This window comes from Mycobacterium sp. TY814 (assembly GCF_030755175.1).
In the GTDB taxonomy this organism is placed as follows: domain Bacteria; phylum Actinomycetota; class Actinomycetes; order Mycobacteriales; family Mycobacteriaceae; genus Mycobacterium.
This window is the reverse complement of sequence record NZ_JAUFRY010000001.1, coordinates 2,952,847-2,971,989: the sequence shown is the minus strand read 5'-3', so window position 1 is coordinate 2,971,989 and position 19,143 is coordinate 2,952,847. Positions and strand designations below refer to the sequence as shown.

Annotated in this window: 16 protein-coding genes and 1 pseudogene; 12 read left to right on the top strand and 5 right to left on the bottom strand. The window is 66.3% G+C overall.

The features are described from left to right. Window positions 1-75: 75 nt before the first annotated feature. The 8 genes from QXH22_RS13190 to QXH22_RS13155 all read left to right on the top strand — a co-directional run bounded on the left by QXH22_RS13190 (window position 76) and on the right by QXH22_RS13155 (window position 8,802). Complete coding sequence (locus QXH22_RS13190) at window positions 76-453, top strand: STAS domain-containing protein (RefSeq protein ID WP_306243610.1); 378 nt, start codon at window positions 76-78, stop codon at window positions 451-453. Between the two features lie 47 nt (window positions 454-500). Beyond that, complete coding sequence (locus tag QXH22_RS13185) at window positions 501-932, top strand: ATP-binding protein (RefSeq protein WP_306275835.1); 432 nt, start codon at window positions 501-503, stop codon at window positions 930-932. Between the two features lie 134 nt (window positions 933-1,066). Then, entirely contained in the window at window positions 1,067-2,827 is a 1,761-nt protein-coding gene (locus tag QXH22_RS13180) for an amidohydrolase family protein (protein WP_306275834.1), read from the top strand. Window positions 2,828-2,836: 9 nt separating this feature from the next. After that, window positions 2,837-4,192 carry an aromatic ring-hydroxylating dioxygenase subunit alpha gene (locus QXH22_RS13175; protein ID WP_306275833.1) on the top strand — a complete coding sequence of 452 codons (1,356 nt, stop codon included), beginning with the start codon at window positions 2,837-2,839 and terminating at the stop codon, window positions 4,190-4,192. Then, window positions 4,189-4,959: a PP2C family serine/threonine-protein phosphatase gene (locus tag QXH22_RS13170; RefSeq protein ID WP_306275832.1), complete on the top strand. Its 771-nt coding sequence runs from the start codon at window positions 4,189-4,191 to the stop codon at window positions 4,957-4,959. The genes QXH22_RS13175 and QXH22_RS13170 overlap by 4 nt, the downstream gene beginning before the upstream one ends. After that, window positions 4,952-6,553 carry an FAD-binding protein gene (locus QXH22_RS13165; protein WP_306275831.1) on the top strand — a complete coding sequence of 534 codons (1,602 nt, stop codon included), beginning with the start codon at window positions 4,952-4,954 and terminating at the stop codon, window positions 6,551-6,553. The genes QXH22_RS13170 and QXH22_RS13165 overlap by 8 nt, the downstream gene beginning before the upstream one ends. Window positions 6,554-7,147: 594 nt before the next feature. Then, complete coding sequence (locus QXH22_RS13160; protein ID WP_306275830.1) at window positions 7,148-8,023, top strand: hypothetical protein; 876 nt, start codon at window positions 7,148-7,150, stop codon at window positions 8,021-8,023. 41 nt (window positions 8,024-8,064) lie between these two features. Then, a complete protein-coding gene (locus QXH22_RS13155; RefSeq protein ID WP_306243622.1) occupies window positions 8,065-8,802 on the top strand; it encodes a hypothetical protein in 738 nt (245 codons plus the stop codon). Between the two features lie 35 nt (window positions 8,803-8,837). On the opposite strand, the gene QXH22_RS13150 is transcribed toward QXH22_RS13155, so the two are convergent. Both QXH22_RS13150 and QXH22_RS13145 read right to left on the bottom strand, forming a co-directional pair. After that, window positions 8,838-9,770 (bottom strand): alpha/beta fold hydrolase, encoded by a 933-nt coding sequence (locus QXH22_RS13150; RefSeq protein ID WP_306243623.1) that lies wholly within the window; start codon window positions 9,768-9,770, stop codon window positions 8,838-8,840. A 28-nt stretch (window positions 9,771-9,798) separates the two neighbouring features. Next, window positions 9,799-10,698, bottom strand: a complete 900-nt coding sequence (locus QXH22_RS13145) for an SDR family NAD(P)-dependent oxidoreductase (RefSeq protein WP_306243625.1) — start codon at window positions 10,696-10,698, stop codon at window positions 9,799-9,801. 213 nt (window positions 10,699-10,911) lie between these two features. Here QXH22_RS13145 and QXH22_RS13140 point away from each other — a divergent pair, with 213 nt between their 5' ends. The 3 genes and pseudogenes from QXH22_RS13140 (at window position 10,912) to QXH22_RS13130 (ending at window position 14,822) form a co-directional block, all read left to right on the top strand. Then, window positions 10,912-11,475 carry a TetR/AcrR family transcriptional regulator gene (locus tag QXH22_RS13140; protein WP_306243626.1) on the top strand — a complete coding sequence of 188 codons (564 nt, stop codon included), beginning with the start codon at window positions 10,912-10,914 and terminating at the stop codon, window positions 11,473-11,475. Between the two features lie 5 nt (window positions 11,476-11,480). Further along, window positions 11,481-12,499, top strand: a pseudogene (locus tag QXH22_RS13135) (NAD(P)H-dependent flavin oxidoreductase). A gap of 85 nt (window positions 12,500-12,584) precedes the next feature. Beyond that, window positions 12,585-14,822 (top strand): NADP-dependent isocitrate dehydrogenase, encoded by a 2,238-nt coding sequence (locus tag QXH22_RS13130; RefSeq protein WP_306243631.1) that lies wholly within the window; start codon window positions 12,585-12,587, stop codon window positions 14,820-14,822. A 19-nt stretch (window positions 14,823-14,841) separates the two neighbouring features. Here the strand turns inward: QXH22_RS13130 and QXH22_RS13125 are convergent, their stop codons facing one another. The 3 genes from QXH22_RS13125 to QXH22_RS13115 are packed head-to-tail and all read right to left on the bottom strand — an operon-like array spanning window position 14,842 to window position 18,258. Next, complete coding sequence (locus QXH22_RS13125; protein ID WP_306275829.1) at window positions 14,842-15,828, bottom strand: VOC family protein; 987 nt, start codon at window positions 15,826-15,828, stop codon at window positions 14,842-14,844. After that, a complete protein-coding gene (locus QXH22_RS13120; RefSeq protein WP_306243635.1) occupies window positions 15,821-16,696 on the bottom strand; it encodes an alpha/beta fold hydrolase in 876 nt (291 codons plus the stop codon). Before QXH22_RS13120 ends, QXH22_RS13125 begins: the two co-directional genes overlap by 8 nt. Continuing rightward, window positions 16,693-18,258 carry a bifunctional 3-(3-hydroxy-phenyl)propionate/3-hydroxycinnamic acid hydroxylase gene (locus tag QXH22_RS13115; protein ID WP_306243637.1) on the bottom strand — a complete coding sequence of 522 codons (1,566 nt, stop codon included), beginning with the start codon at window positions 18,256-18,258 and terminating at the stop codon, window positions 16,693-16,695. Before QXH22_RS13115 ends, QXH22_RS13120 begins: the two co-directional genes overlap by 4 nt. A 102-nt stretch (window positions 18,259-18,360) precedes the next feature. Between QXH22_RS13115 and QXH22_RS13110 the strand changes: the two genes are divergently transcribed. Then, window positions 18,361-19,128 (top strand): 2-keto-4-pentenoate hydratase, encoded by a 768-nt coding sequence (locus QXH22_RS13110; protein WP_306243639.1) that lies wholly within the window; start codon window positions 18,361-18,363, stop codon window positions 19,126-19,128. Window positions 19,129-19,143: the final 15 nt, after the last annotated feature.

Genomic DNA, 19,143 nt, shown 5'->3' with positions numbered 1-19,143 from the left:
TGAAGCAACAGCCCCGGTTTGGCGTGGTTGTCTGAAAACTAGCGTTCTCCCGCAAGGATGGATTTGAGATACAGCATGGTCGATCAACCCGGCGATTCAGTGAATCGAGCCCCTTTCGAAGTCGAACAGTACGAGACGGACGGCGCTGTGGTGCTCGCCGTCTCGGGCGAAGTGGACATGCTCAGCGCTCCACAGCTGGCCGAGTCGATCCATGCGGCGCTGGCTCCCAAGCCCGCGGCTCTGGTCGTCGACCTGACCAAGGTCGAGTTTCTGGCCTCTGCCGGCCTGAGTGTTCTGGTCAATGGACAGGCCGAGGTGTCGCCGCCCACCCGCTTCGCGGTGGTGGCCGACGGTCCCGCCACCAGCCGTCCCATCAAACTGATGGGCATCGACAGTCTGTTGTCGCTGCACCGCACCCTGGATAACGCGCTGAGCTGGATCGCTGGTGCCTGAACCTGGTTGTACGCGGGAGGGCCGGACACGCTGACTGTCGGCCCCGCATGACACCTCTCGACGATCGGTCCCGCTTTGTCCGTTTGCGGGTGGCCGCCGACGCACTCAGCGCCAACCGGATCCGCGTCGAGTTCCGCAATTGGCTCGATCGGCACTTCACGCTGGGCGCCGAGCGGTTCAGTGACCTCGTGCTGGCGGTCAGCGAGGCGCTGGCCAACGCCGCCGAGTTCGCCTACACCGACACCCCGGATCCCGGGACGATGGACGTCAGCGCTGCCTATGACCCTCAATCGGACACTCTTGCCGTCACGGTCAAGGATCGGGGCCGCTGGCGTCACCGCGCCGGCTCGAGGGACATGACCCGGGGTCGCGGCATCCCGCTGATGCGCGTCCTCGCCGACGAAGCCGATATTGACGGCACCCCGCACGGCACTCAGGTCACGCTGAAGTGGAAGCGGCTGACCGCGCCCGCTCACTGACAGTTTTCCGGATTCATTGACTGCGGCGGATGCGGCGCATACCGTCACTACATACGCTACGCACCGTAGCGAAATAATCCCCCGCCAGTACTTGGTCCCCGCCTCAGTACTTGGTCCCCGCCTCGGAGGCAGTCATGTTCGACCTGAAAATCACCGGTGGCACCGTCGTGGACGGTACGGGTGCGCAACGCTATCTGGCCGACATCGGCATCAAGGACGGCAAGATCGTCGAAGTCGCGCGCCGCGACGCCGACGGCCCCGGGCTCGCCGGTGAGGCCGCCGAGACCATCGATGCGACGGGGCATGTGGTGGCGCCCGGCTTCGTCGACATCCACACCCATTACGACGGCCAGGTCAGTTGGGACAGCCTGCTGGAGCCCTCCAGCGGGCACGGTGTCACGACGGTCGTCACCGGCAACTGCGGGGTCGGTTTCGCGCCGGTCCGGCCCGGCACCGAAGACTGGCTGATCAAGCTGATGGAGGGTGTCGAGGACATCCCGGGCACCGCACTCACCGAAGGCATCACCTGGGGCTGGGAGACCTACCCCGAGTATCTCGACGCCATCGGCAAGCAGCAGTTTTCCATCGACGTGGGCAGCCAGGTCGCCCACGGCGCCGTCCGCGCGTACGCGATGGGCGAACGGGGCGCGCGCAACGAGCCGGCCACCCCCGAAGACATCGAGGCGATGGGCAGGCTGGTCCGGGAGGCGGTAGAGGCAGGCGCCCTCGGATTCTCGACATCGCGCACCCTGGCGCATGTGGCGATGGACGGCGAACCCGTCCCGGGCACTTTCGCCGCCGAAGAGGAGCTGTTCGGACTGGGCCGCGCGATGGCCGCCGGCGGTCAGGCCGTGTTCGAGCTGGCACCGCAGGGGGCAGCCGGTGAAGACATCGTCGGGCCCAAGAAGGAACTGGACTGGATGCGCCGGTTGAGCCGCGAGATCGACCGGCCGGTGTCCTTCGCCCTGATCCAGGTCGACGCCGACCCGAATCTCTGGCGCGAGCAGTTGGACGTCTCCGCTGCCGCGCATGCCGAAGGCAGCCGGTTGCACCCGCAGATCGCGGCCCGGCCGTTCGGCATGATGATCGGGTTCCAGGGTCATCACGGCTTCACCCACCGGCCCACTTACCGCCGGCTCAAAGCCGAGTGCACTCGCGAAGAGGTCGCCCAGCGCCTGGCCGATCCCGCGGTGAAGGCCGCGATCCTGTCCGAGGACGATCTACCGCTGGACCCGGGCGTGTTGTTCGACGGGATGTTCGCGATGGTGCAGCACTCGCTGGGACGGCTGTATGCACTCGGTAACCCGCCGGACTACGAGCCCACGCCTGACCGCACGGTGGCCGCAATCGCCCAGGCCCGCGGCGAGGACCCGCTGTCGACGCTGTACGACCTGATGCTCGAAGCCGATGCGACCGCGATGCTGATGTTGCCGTTGTTCAACTACGCCGACGGCAATCATGACGCCATTCGGGAGATGATGCTGCATCCCGCGGGGGTGCTCGGCCTCTCCGACGGCGGTGCGCACTGCGGGATGATCTGCGACGCTTCCTATCCCACCTTCCTGCTGACCCACTGGGCCCGGGACCGCAACCGCGGCGAGAAGCTGTCGCTGGAGTACGTGATCCGCAAGCAGTCCCGCGATACCGCCCATCTGTTCGGCCTTACCGACCGCGGCACCATCGAGGCGGGCAAGAAGGCCGACATCAACGTCATCGACCTCAATGCCCTGACCCTGCACCCCGCGGCCATGGCCTATGACCTCCCTGCAGGTGGGCGGCGAATCCTGCAGGGCGCCAGCGGATATGCCGCCACGATCGTCAGCGGCACCGTGACCCGCCGCAAGGACGTCGACACCGGAGCACGTCCGGGCCGCCTGGTACGCGGAGCGCGCTAAGCTGCCCTCGTGAAGACACCCACCGTCAACGCCGCCGGCGCGGGAGCCCGCAGCCGCGACGAGGACGCGATCGGCACTCCGCCGGCCTCGCCCACCCGGGTGCCGGCGGATCGCTATTACTCTCCGGCGTTCGCCGCACTGGAAGTCGAGCGGATGTGGCCGAAGGTGTGGCAGGTGGCCTGCATGGTCGACCACGTGGCCAAGGCAGGTGACTACTTCGAATACCGCTGCGGCCCATACGGTGTCCTGATCGTTCGTGGCGACGACGGGGTGCTTCGTGCGTTCCAGAATGCCTGCCGGCATCGCGGGAACTCGCTGTGCGTGGGCTCGGGTTCGGGGCTGTCCGAACTCAAGTGCGGCTATCACGGCTGGACCTGGGATCTGGCCGGCACGCTCAAGCGGGTGCCCGACCGCAAGGGCTTCGGCTCGCTGCGAATGTCCGATTTCCCGCTACTGCCGGCCCGGGTCGACACCTTCGAGGGGATGGTTTTCGTCAACCTCGACCTCGATGCGATGGCGCTGAACGAATACCTGGATGAGATCCCCCGGGATATCGCCTGGTGCAACATCGACGATTTCCGTTGCTACGCAACGCTCACCGTGGAAGTCGAGGCCAACTGGAAGACGATCGCTGACGGCTACAGCGAGACGTACCACATCCAGACGCTGCATCCCGAACTGCTGCGTTGCGTCGACGATGTTCATGCGCCACAACAGATTTGGCAGCATGCCGGCAAGTCTGATCAACCATACGGCGTGCCGAGCCCACGCTTTCACGGCTCGCTCAGCGACGAAGAAGTCTGGGACGCCTACGTTTACACCCAGGGTGCCCTGATGGGCGCACCCGAGGGCACGCCGTTTCCCGCCGACGAACGCCGGCCGGGGCAGACGGTCGCCGATCTGATCGCGGCTCACACCCGGGCGTTCGCCGCTGGGCGTGGGGTCGACCTGGACTGGGCCGACACCGACCGGGTCACCCGGTTACATCAGTACAACGTGTTCCCCAACATGACGTTCCTGGTCAACGCCGACCACCTGACCATCATGACGTCGCGTCCCGGATCCGACCCCGATCAGGGCGAGCTCACCATGTTCCTGATGACGCGGATGCCGCCGGGAGCCGCCCGCGCCAAGCCCACCGACGTGCGGGTGTCGGCCGGCGACGCCGAACCCGGCATCGTGCTCACCCAGGACATCCGGGTGTTGCCGGGCTTGCAACGTGGCCTGCATCAACCCGGCTTCACCCATCTGGTGCTGTCCAGTGAGGAACGCCGTGTGATCAACATGCACCGCAATCTCGAGCGCTATCTCGACCTGCCCGAATCCGAGCGGATGACCGGCGGCGACAGCGGCCTTCCGCGATGACGGCAGCCCTGGTGCCAACGTTCGCGGGCCTCAGCGACATTGGGCGCATACGCGCCACCAACCAGGACCGCTGGGGCGCCGATCCGGAACAGTCGCTGTTCATGGTGGCCGACGGCGTGGCCTGCAGCACCGACGGTGCGTTGGCGGCGGCTCTGGTGGTCGAATTGCTGCCTACCTATGTGCGCCGTCATCTCAAGCCCGACGACGGCGATGACGCCGCCGATCTGCTCGGGCGGGCCCTGGTCGAATACTGCGACGACTTCCGCGCGTACGCGGCGTCCGACGATCGTGCCGCCGGCGCCAACACGACGGTGGTGGCTGTGGTGGTGGCGGGCGAGCGGGCGCTGGTCGCCCACCTCGGCGACAGCCGGGCCTACCTCCTCCGCGAACAGCAGCTGCAGCAGATCACCAGGGACCACAGCGTGATTCAGGACATGATCGATGCCGGTGAGGTGTCGGTCGAGGAAGCCGAACGCCATCCCGCGCGGGCGATTCTCACCCGGCACGTGGCGATGTTCCCCCGCCCGCTGCCCGATGCCGCGGCGGTGGACCTGCAGGCCGGCGACCGGATCCTGTTGTCCAGCGACGGGTTGCACGGTGTGGTCGACGATTCCGCACTGGCGCAGATCCTCGATTCCCATCCCGAGCCCGCCGACGCGTGCGAGGCGCTGATCGAGGCGGCTCTCAAAGCTGGTGGGCCGGACAATGTCACAGCCGTCGTCGTCAACATCGCAGACGGCAGCGGACAGGAGCCGGCCGATGGGTGAGCCGTCCTTCACCGAGTCCGCCGACGTGGTGGTGGTCGGTTTCGGGGCGGCCGGCACCTGCGCGGCCATCGCCGCCCGGGAGAACGGCGCCGAGGTGCTCGCGCTCGATCGCGCCAACGGTGGAGGCTCGACTGCGGTGTCGGGCGGGATCATCTACGCCGGCGGTGGCACCTGGGTTCAGCAGCAGGCGGGTGTGAACGACAGCTACGAGCAGATGCTCACCTATCTGCGTCTGGAAGTCGGAGACGCCGTCAGCCCGCACACATTGGAATCGTTCGTGGCAGGCAGCCCCGAAATGATCCGGTGGCTCAGCGATTACGGCGTACCGTTCGATTCCACGGTGTGCCCGTACAAGACGTCCTACCCCAACAACCACTACTACCTCTACCACTCCGGCAGCGAGAATGCCGGAGCGTTCCGCGCACAGACACCACCCGTGCAGCGCGGGCACCGGGTGAAGGGCAAGGGCACCTCCGGCAAGAAGATGTACGAACCGCTGGCCAAATCCGCCCTGGCGCTTGGGGTTCGGTTCTCTCCCCATACCCGTGCCGACACATTGGTCCAGGACTCCGACGGCCGCGTGATCGGAGTGGAGGCGACGACGATGCGCCATGCTCCGGCCCGGATTCAGAAGCGTTATGCACGGCTGGCCGGGTTGTCGACCAAGCCCGGCATCTACTATCCGCCGCTGCGCGCCCTGATGGAACGGCAGCTGCGCGCACTCGAGCGGCGTTACGCGCGGCCGGTTCGGATCCGGGCGCGGCGCGGGGTGATCATCTGCGCCGGCGGCTACATGGCCAATACCGAATGGGTCAAACGATTTGCGCCCCAATACCTGGGCGGGTTGCAGCTCGGCACCAGCGGTGATGACGGCAGCGGCATCGCGATGGCACAGGGTGCCGGCGCGGTCACCGAGCGGATGGACAACGTGTCCGCATGGCGATTCATCACGCCCCCAAGTGCATTCATCAGTGCGATCATCGTCGACGAGCAGGGACAGCGAGTCATCGACGAAAGCCGCTATGGTGCGGCGGTCGGCTATCAGATGGTGCGGCACCACCACGGCAAGGGCTGGCTGCTCGCCGACGCGGCCCTGATCAAAGAGGCGCGGCGCCAGATGATCAAGCAGCCGTTGTGGTTTCAGCGCGCACAGTCGGCCGCACTGATGTTCCTTGACTCGGTCAAGGGCGCCTCACTGCGTGAAGTCGCGCAGCAGGCCGGTATCGACCCGGAAGGTCTGGTCGCCACTGTCGAGGCACACAACAGGGCCATCGACACCGGTACCGCGGACCCGGTCGGCAAGCCGGCGGACTTCGTACGCCGAATCGATCAACCGCCCTTCACGCTGCTGAACATCTCGATCCGGCCCAACCTGCTCAACCCGACGCCAATGCTGACGCTGGGCGGCATCCGGGTCGACGAGACCACCGGCGCAGTGCTCGACGCTGCGGGCGCCGCGATCCCCGGGCTGTACAGCGCGGGACGCACCGCGACGGGCATCTGCTCCAATTCCTACGTCAGCGGACTCTCGCTGGCCGACTGCGTGTATGCGGGTCGTCGCGCCGGCACACATGCCGCCACCGTTCAGGGCTAAAGGACCGCATCTTCGGACCCGCACGCAACGCAGATATGTGTTTGACATGATGTATACAAAATTAAAATTCGGCAGAACAGTGCCGCGCAGCCGAAATGTTGATGGCCCTCCCGCACGGTTGCGCGCATATCCGGTGGACGAATCTGTAATGCAAAAACCAGAAATGTATGAACTGGGTCAATTTAGTCCGGCGCAAGACGCGTAATACTTACATGAGACAAAGGCGTTCTTTTCAAGACACTCAGCGGCCCCCGGCTGTACCGGCAGCGCGCCACGCTATCGCGATATGTGCAGGTCAAAGGACGGATTTCGCCGGCAGAGCGACGCGGTAAGTACCACGACGCGGCTGCGCGGAACACATCCGCGATATAACGTCCTTTTAATTACACTTATGTAATTAGTGCTGCGGCGTGTTATCCGTCGGGCGAAATGAGCCCATTGCGTTTCAGATAACAACAGTTTCATAAACATAGTTATTCGGACTCTAGGAATTATTCGCCGCGCGGCATACGGTTCGGACCAACCATCTGGCGGTGAGCACACCGCAGCCCGAAAAAGGGAGATACTTCCGTGAAAGTGGTTCGACTAATTCAAATGTCGGTCGCGGCGGGCGCCGCCCTTTGCGCAACCACACTCGCGACCAGTCCCGGTGCCCGGGCCCTCCCGTTCATCGCCGGCGGTCCGGCCTGTGTCGAGCAGCCGGCCCCGGTCGCTGCGCCCGTCGTGCTGCCCGGGCCAGTAGTGGCCGGCGCGGTGCCTGTTCCGATCGCCGGGGCAGTTCCTCTGGCAGTGCCCGTCGTCGGCGCGGCAGGTGCCAGCGGAGCCGGGGCTGCCGCTGGCGGCGGCGCGGGAGGTGCCGGCGGAGCCGGGGCTGCCGCTGGCGGCGCGGCAGGTGCCGGGGCTGCCGCTGGCGGCGGCGGTGTCGTGGAAGGCGGTCCTGCTGGTGCGGGTGGCGCGGTTGGCGGGGGCACGGCCGCAGGTGCGGCCGCAGGCTCACCCGGTGGCGAAGTCGCGGCAGGTGGCGGTGCGGCAACGACGGTGGGGCAAGCCGGTACGGCGGATCCGGCACCCGGCGGGGGCCCGGCCCCCACCGGCAAGGGTGGGCCGGTGCCACCCATAGGTGCCGCGGTCGCCGACCCGGTAGTCCTACCCGGTCCGGTGCCCGTGGTGGTGCCGTTGGCAGTGCCGGCCGCCGTACCGCTGGCGGTTCCAATACCAGGTGCGGTAGGGGCCGGCGGCGCCGCAGCCGCAGCGTGCGCGGTTGCCGGAGGCGCTGCCGCAGCCGGAGGCGCTGCCGCAGGCGGAGGCGCTGCCGCAGCCGGAGGCGCTGCCGCAGCCGGAGGCGCTGCCGCAGCGGGAGGCGCTGCCGCAGCCGGAGGCGCTGCCGCGGCGGGAGGCGCTGCCGGAGAACCCACCGGTGAAGGCAGTGTGGTCGGCGGCGCCGGCGGCCCGGGTCCTCGCGGTCAATGATGAAGCCAATCACGTCCCCCGCGATCAAGGCAGGCACACCAGTGACGACTCACGGCGGTCCGAAGTTTCCCCGCGTCCGCAACGGTTACGAGCAGACTGCGGTTGATGAGTTCCTCTGGTTAGAGGCCCATTCGAAGCAGTCGCTACTCAACGAGAACCAGTTACTGCGCGATCAGTTGTCCGAAGCACACAAGGAGATCGTTGCCCTCAAGACGGAAGTCGCCACCTTGTACGACGTGTCGACGTCTCCACAGGCTGTGGCCCAACGGATCTCGAAATTGCTGCACACGACGGTCGACGAAGTAGCGAAAATGCAAAGCGCTGCCGCTGAGGATGCGGCCGCACTGGTCAACAATGCGCAAGCTGCTGCCGATGCGTTGCTCAGCGAAGCCCATGCCGAGGGGGCGAACATCGTCGTCGCGGCCCGCGCCGAGGCTGACAGGCTACTCGCTGAAGCCGGCGCTTCCGCGTCGCAGCTTCTTCTCGACGCCGAGCGCGAGGCCGCAATGGTTACGGGTCAACACATTTCCACCCTGCAGCAGCTCGCGGCGGTACACCGCAACCTCGCCAACGTTCCGGCAGTTCTCGAGTCGGCATACCGGCGACGAAGCGTTGCCCACACGCCGCCCGGCAAAGCAAACATCGCGAGCCCGGATGACGACGGCGGACCCGTTCCCGAGCGCCGTCCGAATGGTTCTGCGCGGCAGTTTTTTTCAGAAGAATCGGGAACTCCGGCAACAGCGTCTTCGCGTCCGGGCAACGCAGAATCGCATCTCTGAGTCGCTGGCCCCGCCGCCAGTGACGGTGCCGCCGATCAACGGACGGATCGCTGAATCACCAATTCCACACTGGCAGCGACCAAGTCGGGTTGGTGGATCTGGACGAAATGGTCGCTGCCGGTCGCGGCGATCCGGGGGGTCTGCGGGCGCAGGGCGACCAGGTCGGTGGTGGCGTCGCGCCAAGCCTGTTCCAGTTTTTCGCCCTTGTCCGCGGGCAGGTCGGGGGGAATCAGGAATGGTTCCGTCCTCGTCAGGACCGCGGCCGGAACATTTGGCACCGCCGGCGCGGCGTTGACCTGCGCGACACTGCGGTCGATGTCCACGATTTCGAACGACGATGAATCCGCAAACTGCGGCGGTGGCCCGTCCAGCGCCCGTCGATAGGACGGCCAATCGGATCCCAGCAGCTCGGGGATCTCGGCAGCGAACGCGTCAACGAAGACCAGTCCGCGCACCTGCGCGGGGTAGGTCTGGGCGTACAACCGGATGAACAGGCCGCCCAGCGAGTGACCGACGAGTACGAAGGGGCCAGGAAGGTGCGCGGCCTCGATCAGCGTATGCAGGTCGCTCACGACGTCACTTGCGGTGCGCGGCATCGGGACGGACGAACTGCGATCGGAGAGGGTGGGCGGGTCGGAATTACGCAGTGTCCCGGGCCGGTCGTAGGCGCAGACGCGGTGGGCGCCGGCCAACGCGGGCAACACGGCGGGTCCCTTGGCCGGATCGGCGGCGTCGGACTGGCTCCACGGGTCGGCGGAGTTGTGGTACCCGGATTCCAGGATGACGGTCGGGGCGCCGCGGCCGCGGCACTGTAGATACAGGTGCCGGCCGTTGCCGATCTCGACCGGCCCGGCGAAGTCCCCCATGGAACCCGCGGCCGGTGCCGGCCGACCGCCCGGCGCTCCCATGCCACAGCCGACCAGCACCGTCGCAGCGATGGACAGGGTGGTCATTCTCAGCGCCCGCATCGGCCCATTGAAGCCCACCGCGTCGGGGCTAGACGTCGTAGGTGACCCCGGTCAGTTCCTCCGACACCGCCCACAGCCGGCGCTGCAGGTTCACGTCGTGCGATTGTGCGCTGGAGGCAACAAGTTTCGGGTATCCGCGGACTTCCTGAAACCCGTCGGGTCCGTAGTACTGGCCGCCCTGCACGGCAGGGTCGGTGGCGGCCCGCAGCGTGGGCAGGGCGCCCAGCTCCGCCGGCTGGAACAGCGGTTTACCCAGCCGGGCGAGCAGCGTCGGCATGTGCCGGGTCAGTTCGGTGTCGGAGACGCCCGGGTGCGCCGCCACCGCGACCGTAGTGCCGCGCGGAGCCAGCCGGCGCTGCAATTCGTAGGTGAACAGCAGATTGGCGAGCTTGGACTGCCCGTACGCGCCGACCCGGCTGTAGCTGCGCTCCCACTGCAGATCGTCGAAATGGATCGCGGCCCGGATCCGGTGGCCGACGCTGCTGACGACGACCACGCGTGACCCCGGAACCGGCAGCAACCGGTCCAGCAGCAGGCCGGTCAGTGCGAAGTGGCCCAGATGGTTTGTGCCGAACTGCATTTCGAAGCCGTCCGCGGTGGTCGACTTGGGCGGATACATGACGCCCGCATTGTTGATCAACAGATCGATGCGGTCGTGGTTCGCACGCAGCTGCGCTGCGGCGTCCCTTACGGACGCCAGCGAACCGAGGTCGAGTTCCTGCAGCTGCACCTCGGCCCCCGGCGTGGCGGCCGTGATCCGGTCGACGGCCTGCTTACCTTTGTCCAGATTGCGCACGGCCAGCACCACGCGTGCCCCGTGGGCGGCCAGGGCGGCCGCCGTTTCGAAGCCCAGGCCGGTGTTGGCGCCGGTGATCACGGCGGTGCGGCCGGTCTGGTCGGGAATGTCGGTGGCGGTCCATTTCGCCATGGGGAACTCCTCGCTATGATCCGGGGCGAGCGCTCCGTTTTGTCTGCACATCGTCGTTGACCCTGCAGTGAGGGCGGCGAACTACGAGTGGCCGCCACCCTCAGCGCAGTCTCAACACGGAAGATGTCCAAACGGGGCGAGCGCTCCGCTTTGCTATAACTATACGGAACGTGCGCCCCGTTTTGTCAACAATTGTGTTCAGGGAGGTTCGAAGTGGCGACCGCCGAGCGGCCGGTACGGGCCGACGCCGCCCGCAATCGGGCGCGCGTTCTCGATGTCGCCTACCAGACTTTCGCGGCCGAGGGCTTGTCGGTGCCGATAGACGAAATCGCGCGACGCGCCGGCGTCGGCGCGGGCACTGTCTATCGGCATTTCCCGACCAAGGACGCGCTGTTCCAGGCGGTAATCGCCGACCGGATGAACCACCTCATCGACAAGGGTCGCGCCCTGCTGCAATCCGAGGACCCCGGCCAGGCCCTGTTCACCTTCTTGCGGTCGATGGTGCTGCAGTGGGGTGCCGCCGACCGGGGGCTGGTCGAAGCCCTGGCCGGAATCGGGATCGACGTCACCAAGGCGGTCCCCCAGGCCGAAGAGGAATTCCTGAACATGCTGGCCGACCTGCTGCGCGCCGCCCAGCAAGCCGGTACGGCGCGGCCGGATGTCGGTGTGCCCGAGGTGAAAACACTGCTGGTGGGGTGTCAGGCCATGCAGGGATACAACGCCGAACTCGCTGAGCGGGTGACCGATGTCGCCCTCGACGGTCTTCGGCGGAGCTGATCATCATGTTGTCGCAACTGGGAATCAGCCTGCCGGTGCTGGCCGCGCCGATGGCCGGCGGCCCCACCTCTGCGGCGATGGTGACGGCCGCGGGCCGCGCCGGCAGCCTGGGCATGGTTGCGGCCGGCTACAAGAGCCCGCAACTCCTCGAGGAGCAGATTAGGCTGGTCCGTGCCGATTCAATCCCGTTCGGCGTCAACGTGTTTGCGCCCAACCCGCTGCCCGTGGACCCTGAGCTGTATCGGTGGTACGCCGCCGAGATCCAGCGAGACGCCGTGCGGTTCGGCGTGACGCTGCCCGCCGAGCCTATCGAAGACACCGACAGCTTCGAGGACAAGATTCGGCTTCTCCTGGAGGACCCGGTCCCGTTGGTGAGCTTCACCTTCGGCATCCCGTCGCAGCGGGTGATCGCCGCGCTCAAAGCGGCCGGCACCGTCGTCGTGCAGACCGTCACTAACCCGGCCGAGGCGATGGCCGCCCGCGATGTCGGCGTCGACGCGCTGGCGGTCCAGGCCCACACCGCCGGCGGCCATTCCGGCACGCTGTCCCCGGCCCGGCCATTGGCCTCGACGCCGATCACCACGCTCGTCTCCGACATCACGCGGGCCGTCGAGCTTCCGGTCATAGCCGGCGGCGGACTGGCAACACCACGGGATGTGGCCGACGTCGTCCACGCCGGCGCCGCGGCGGCCGTCGTCGGCACCGTGCTGCTCCGCGCACTGAAAGCGGCGCATCGGCCACCCACCAGGCCGCCCTGATCGACCCGGCCCGAACCGAGACGGTGCTCACCCGAGCATTCACCGGCCGGCCTGCCCGCGGCCTGCGCAACGCCTTCATCGACACGCACGAGGCGGACGCACCCTTGGGCTATCCGGCGATTCACCACCTCACCAGCCCGCTGCGCAAGGCCGCCGCGGCGGCCGGTCAGCCCGACTTCGTCCACCTGTGGGCGGGCACCGGCTACCGACACGCAGCCGCCGAACCGACCGCCGACATCTTGCAGCGACTCGCGAGTGGTCTGTGAGGGCTTTAGGTTAGGGTCGCTGGTGTGACTGGCGATGTACTGAGCCCCTCACCATCGGACCGACACTGACGCCGGGAGAACACGCATGAGCGCCGAGCAGCCGACCATCATCTACACGCTGACCGACGAGGCGCCACTGCTGGCGACCTACGCATTTCTGCCGATAGTCCGGGCCTTCGCCGAACCGGCGGGCATCACCATCAAGACCAGCGACATCTCGGTGGCGGCCCGCATCCTGGCCCAGTTCCCCGACCAGCTGGACGAAGATCAGCGCGTCCCGAACAACCTGGGTGAACTGGGCAAATTGACCCAGGAACCGGACACCAACATCATCAAGCTGCCCAACATCAGCGCCTCGGTGCCGCAGCTGGTGTCGGCCATCAAGGAACTGCAGGGCAAGGGCTACAAGATCCCGGACTTCCCGGAGAACCCGAAGACCGACGAGGAAAAAGAGATCCGCAAGCGCTACGCCAATTGCCTTGGCAGCGCAGTGAACCCGGTACTTCGGGAAGGCAACTCCGACCGGCGCGCCCCCAAAGCAGTCAAGGAGTACGCGCGCAAACACCCGCACAGCATGGGCGAGTGGTCGATGGCGTCGCGCACCCACGTCGCAACCATGAAGCACGGCGACTTCTACCACGGTGAGAAGTCGATGACGCTGGACCGCCCGCGCAACGTGAAGATGGTGCTGGAGACCAAGAGCGGGCAGACCCTCGAACTCAAGCCGAAGGTCGCGCTGCTCGAGGGCGACGTGATCGACAGCATGTTCATGAGCAGGAAGGCACTGCTCGACTTCTATGAAGAGCAGATGGAGGACGCGCGCAAGACCGGCGTGATGTTCTCGCTGCACGTCAAGGCGACCATGATGAAGGTCAGCCACCCCATCGTGTTCGGGCATGCCGTGCGCGTCTTCTACAAAGACGCCTTCGAGAAGCACCAGAAACTGTTCGACGAGCTGGGCGTCAACGTCAACAACGGGCTGGTGGACCTCTACAACAAGATCGAGTCGCTTCCCGCCTCACAGCACGACGAGATCATCCGTGACCTGCACGCCTGCCACGAGCACCGCCCCGAACTTGCGATGGTCGACTCGGCCAAGGGCATCTCGAACTTCCACTCGCCCAGCGACGTGATCGTGGACGCGTCCATGCCGGCGATGATCCGGGCCGGCGGCAAGATGTGGGGCGCCGACGGTCGGCCCAAGGACACCAAGGCCGTCAACCCGGAGTCCACCTTCTCCCGCATCTACCAGGAGATCATCAACTTCTGTAAGACCAACGGCCAGTTCGACCCGACGACGATGGGCACCGTCCCCAACGTCGGGCTGATGGCACAGCAGGCCGAGGAATACGGTTCGCACGACAAGACCTTCGAGATCCCCGAGGAGGGCGTCGCCAACATCGTCGACCTCGACACCGGTGAGGTGCTGCTCAGCCAGAACGTCGAAGAGGGCGACATCTGGCGCATGCCGATCGTGCGGGACGAGCCGATTCGCGACTGGGTTAAGCTGGCCGTCAACCGGGCGCGCAACTCCGGCATGCCGGTGCTGTTCTGGCTCGACCCCTACCGGCCCCACGAGAACGAGCTGATCAAGAAGGTCAAGACGTACCTCAAGGAGCACGACACCGAGGGCCTCGATATCCAGATCATGTCCCAGGTGCGCTCCATGCGGTACACGCTGGAGCGCCTGGTGCGCGGGCTGGACACCATCGCCGCCACCGGCAATATCCTGCGTGACTACCTCACCGACCTGTTCCCGATCCTGGAGCTCGGTACCAGCGCCAAGATGTTGTCCATCGTGCCGCTGATGGCCGGCGGCGGCATGTACGAAACCGGGGCTGGGGGCTCGGCACCCAAGCACGTCCACCAGCTGGTCGAGGAGAATCACCTGCGGTGGGACTCACTCGGTGAGTTCCTCGCTCTCGGTGCGTGTTTCGAGGACATCGGCATCAAGACCGGCAACGAGCGCGCCAAGATCCTGGGCAAGACACTGGATGCCGCTATCGGCACGCTGCTGGAGAACGACAAGAGCCCGTCCCGCAAGACCGGCGAGCTCGACAACCGGGGCAGCCAGTTCTACCTCGCCATGTACTGGGCGCAGGAGCTCGCCGCGCAGGACGAGGACGAAGAGCTGAAGAAGCACTTCGCCTCTCTCGCCGACGCATTGGCCAAGAACGAAGACACCATCGTCAAAGAGCTCAACGCCGCGCAGGGCGAAGAGGCAGACATCGGCGGCTACTACTACCCGGACCCGGACAAGACCGCGGCCGTGATGCGACCGAGCAAGACCTTCAACGACGCGTTGGCAGCCGCGCGGGACTAAAACCGACCGTTACGGCGCGTCAGACGGTTGCGCCCGCCAGCGCGGGCACAGTGTCTTCGCGCTGCCACAGCGACTGTGCTCCGACCTTGAACTGGTGGAGTTTGTCGAGAATGGTCTGCCCTTCGGGCGTGTGACCCCAGATGCTGATGCCCTGGTGTGTCGTTGGCTCCCAGGTCGTTTCGTCGACGACAATCGGGTTCCAACCGACCTCCCATTCGAACCCGGACGGCGTCACGGCATAGAAGGACAACTCCCGGTCGTTGGTGTGCTGTCCGACACCGAGCGCCATTTCGAAGCCGAGTTCCTTGACCCGCTGATAGGCCGTGGTCATGTCGTCGAGCTGGGCGACCTGGATGTTGCAGTGCTGCACCCGGGTCCGAATCGGGTTGAGCGGCAACCGGTTGACGGCAGCGATCGCCACCGAATGATGACGTTCGTTGACCCGCAGGAAGCGGATCTTGAACTTCAGACCGCTGATCGTCTCGTCGATGAAATCGGTCAGCCGGGCGTCGAACACCGTCTGGTAGTAGCCGCGCACCTGTTCCGGCTTCTTACTGGGTAGCGCGACGTGACCCAATCCCGAAGCGCCGGTGACGAACCCGCCACGGACGGCGAGCGGGACCGTGCTGGTGCCGGCGCGGGCGAAGATCTCCTGAGCCAGGCCATTGGGCCCGGGGAACCGCACCAGGCGCTCGACGCCGCGCAACGCGGCCTCCTCGGCTGAGCCCTCGGTCACCGGGACGCCGTGACCGGTGACGCGGGAAACGATGTCGTCGAATGCGTCGTGATCGTCGACTTCCCAGCCCAACGCCGTGACGTCTTCGGCCGGCCCGCGCTGCAGCAGGAACCGGCACTCGTGGTCATCAAGGCGGAATCGCTGCACATCCGGCAGGGCGTCGTCGAGGTGCATGCCGAGAGCGTCGCGCCCGAACCTTCGCCAATCGGCGAACTTGTTCGTTTCGATGACGAGGTAACCGAGGTGAACCCGGCCGAATACGTTATGCATGAGCCAACCTCGAATCGGACTGCAGGAATTCACACACCAGCTTGTTGAACAGTTCCGCGCGTTCCCATTGCAGCCAGTGGCCGGTGTGAGAGGTCATCACCAACTCGGCGTTGGGCAGCGTGTTGAGCAGCATCGGCCCACCTGCCGGCCGGTTGACCTTGTCGTCGCGGCCCCACAGCACCAATGTCGGTGTCTGCAGATGTTTCAACCGCGCGTCCCGGGTCAGGTCCATTCGCCACAGCGTGCGCAGTGCCAGTGGTCCCGACGGTCGGCGCAACGGCGGGTTGGCGACCACGTCGGGATCGATCGACGCGTGGTAGCGCAGGTCGATCAACTCGTCCGGCACCGAATCACCCTCGTAGACAAGGTAAGTGCGGATGAAGCTGGCCAGCTTGTCCCGGCTCGGACCATCTCCACCGTAATAGGACATCAGGCTGTTGAGCCCGGCGGTGGGCAGCGCCCGGGTGGTCCCGATGCCACCCGGCCCCATCAGGACAAGCCTGTCGACCCGGTGCGGCGTGTCCAGCGCGAGTCGCAGTGCGGCCGCGCCGCCGTAGGAGTTGCCGACCAGATGCGCTTTCTCCAGACCGAGTACGTCGAGCAGACCACGGATCGCATCGGCCAGGCACCCGAACGGATCGGACTGATCGAGCGTCTTCGTCGAGCGGCCGTAACCCGGCATGTCGGGCACGATCACCCGGAACCGCCGCGCCAGCGCGTCGATGTTGCGGGAGTAGTTCGTCACCCCGGACGCACCGGGCCCGCCGCCGTGCAGCAGCACAACGGCAGCCCCGCTGCCGGCTTCGGCGTAGAAGATCGCCCGGCCGTTGACGACGACGGTCTGTTCGGCCAGTGCTGTGCTCGTCATGCCGGGACTCCGTTGCGAATCGGTGTGACGACGGTATCGGCGCAGTCCAGTCCGGCTGGCGGCGGGGGCAGTGGCGCGCTTGAATCCGTTGCCGCATAGACGAAGCCGTCCGGCCGGATGATGACGGCGGTGGCCTTGTGCTCGGTCAACCAGGCCGTCAGGGTCGCATCGCGGACGGCCAGTGCCACGGCGCCGCGATCCATCCAGGACTGCGCGCCCGGCGGCGGTGCACCGATGTGCAGCAGCGTCCAGCGACCCTGCAGGACGTCGTCGAGACGCCGCCTGGCGCCTGCGTCGTCGGCCAACCAGGGTTGGACGATCTGCCGGCCTTCGGCCGGATGACCCTTGGCGGCGAAGAATCCGTGGGGGTAGTGGGCCTGGGGAACCCAGTACAACTTCTGTCCCTGCCTCGTGATCGCCGGCACCTTGGTGATCACGCGTAACAAATGGTTGCGGACGGCCGCCAGCACCCTGTTGCGTTCGGTGATGACGCGGCCCATCAACACCGCTCGTCTGGTGACCTCGATGACATGTGGTTTGCGTTCTGCCTCATAGGAATCCAGGAGTGCTTCGCCGGCCTGCCCACGCCATACCGTGGCGATCTTCCAGCACAGGTTGGCCACATCACGCACGCCCGCGGCCATGCCCTGCCCGATCCACGGCGGCATCGCGTGCGCCGCGTCGCCGGCCAGGAACACCCGGCCGACGCGCCAGCGGTCGGCCGTCCGGACATGGTGGCTGTAGATCACCGCCCGCAGTACCCGCACGTGCTCATCGGTGATGCCTTGTTCGTTGAGTACCTTCCAGACGGCCTCGTCGCTGACGAGCTGTTCGTCAGATTCACCCGAGCGGGCCGGGAACTCCCACCGGTGATGTCCCAGCGGTGTCGGGCAGTCGACCGTGGGGCGCGCCGGGTTGCAATGAAACCTCAACCGGTCGTGGGCATCCCATTCCCGGATGACCTCGGTGTCGATCACGACCCAACGCTCGGTGTAGGTCTTTCCCGAGTAGCCGACACCCAACTGGCCCCGGGTGGGAGAGGAACCTCCGTCAGCGGCGATCACGTACCGGGCGCGGATCCGTTTGAAGGAGTCGGTACGCAGGTCGGCCATCATCAGCTCTACGTGGTCGCCTTTGTTCGCCACCCGCAGGCATTCGTGCTCGAGCATCGTCTCGACGTTGGCGAATCGCGCCACGCCGTCGCGCAGTACCTGGTCGACGGCGGGCTGGTAGATGAATTGCTGCGGCGGGTGACCGCAGCCGTGGCCGGTGATGACGGTCTCGTAGAACGGGGCACCGTCGGCATCGACGAAGGCCACCGGGCGGTCGGGCAGCATGTCCTGCTGCAACCGCTCGGCCAGCCCCACCGACTGCCAGATCCGCATTACTTCCTCGTCGGTTGAGATGGCCCGAGCCCGGTTGTAGATATCGGGATCACGCTCGATGACAACGACTTTCAGGCCCTGTCGGCCGAGTAGGTTGGCAGCCGTGGCGCCGACCGGGCCGTAGCCCACGATCGCCACGTCATATTCGTGTGCCGGGTCTGCTCCGAAACCGCTCACTTCTGACTCTCGATTCGCCGGGTGTCATCGTCGACACTTGTACCGTAGTGATCCCTACGGTAATGTAATGATCACTACGGAGTCAATACCCCAGGAGTACTCGTGCTCATCGATACCGCCGACGCACTGTGGATCGCCGCACGCGATCGCGCCCCGATCCGCCCCCCGACCGAATCCCTTCCCGGGCTGGGCGTCACGGACGCCTATGCGATTCAGCAACTCAATCTGCAGCGCAGTCTGGACGCCGGCGCGGCTCTGGTGGGCCGCAAAATAGGTCTGACGTCTGAGCCGATGCAGACGCTGCTGGGAGTCGACCAACCGGATTTCGGTTTCATCCTGGACGACATGGTGATCGGCGGCGGCATTGTCCCCATCTCGCGGTTCTGCAGTCCACGCGTGGAGCCCGAGATCGCTTTCATGCTGCGGGATGCGCTGCGCGGGCCCGGCGTGACCGTCGCGGACGTCTATGCCGCAACGCAATCCGTGGCCGCGGCGCTCGAGATCGTCGACAGCCGCATCGCGGACTGGCAGCTCACCCTGGTCGACACCGTCGCAGACAATGCGAGCTCGGGCGCGGTGGCCATCGGCGAGTGGTTCCCCTGCACCAGCGACCTCTGCCTGCCGCAGGTCGTCGCGTCGCTGGTCCTCAACGGCACCGAAGTCGGCCGGGGCACCGGTGATGCAGTGATGGGCGACCCCGCCGCAGCGGTCGCCTGGCTGGCCAACGCACTGGCCGAGTTCGACACCGAACTCGCCGCAGGCCAGTTCGTGATGTCCGGGTCGTTCACCACCGCGGCCTTCGTGGCGCGGGGTGACGTCGCCACCGCGACCATCGGACCCCTCGGCACCGTATCGCTCACCTTTACATAAAGGAAAGAACTGTGA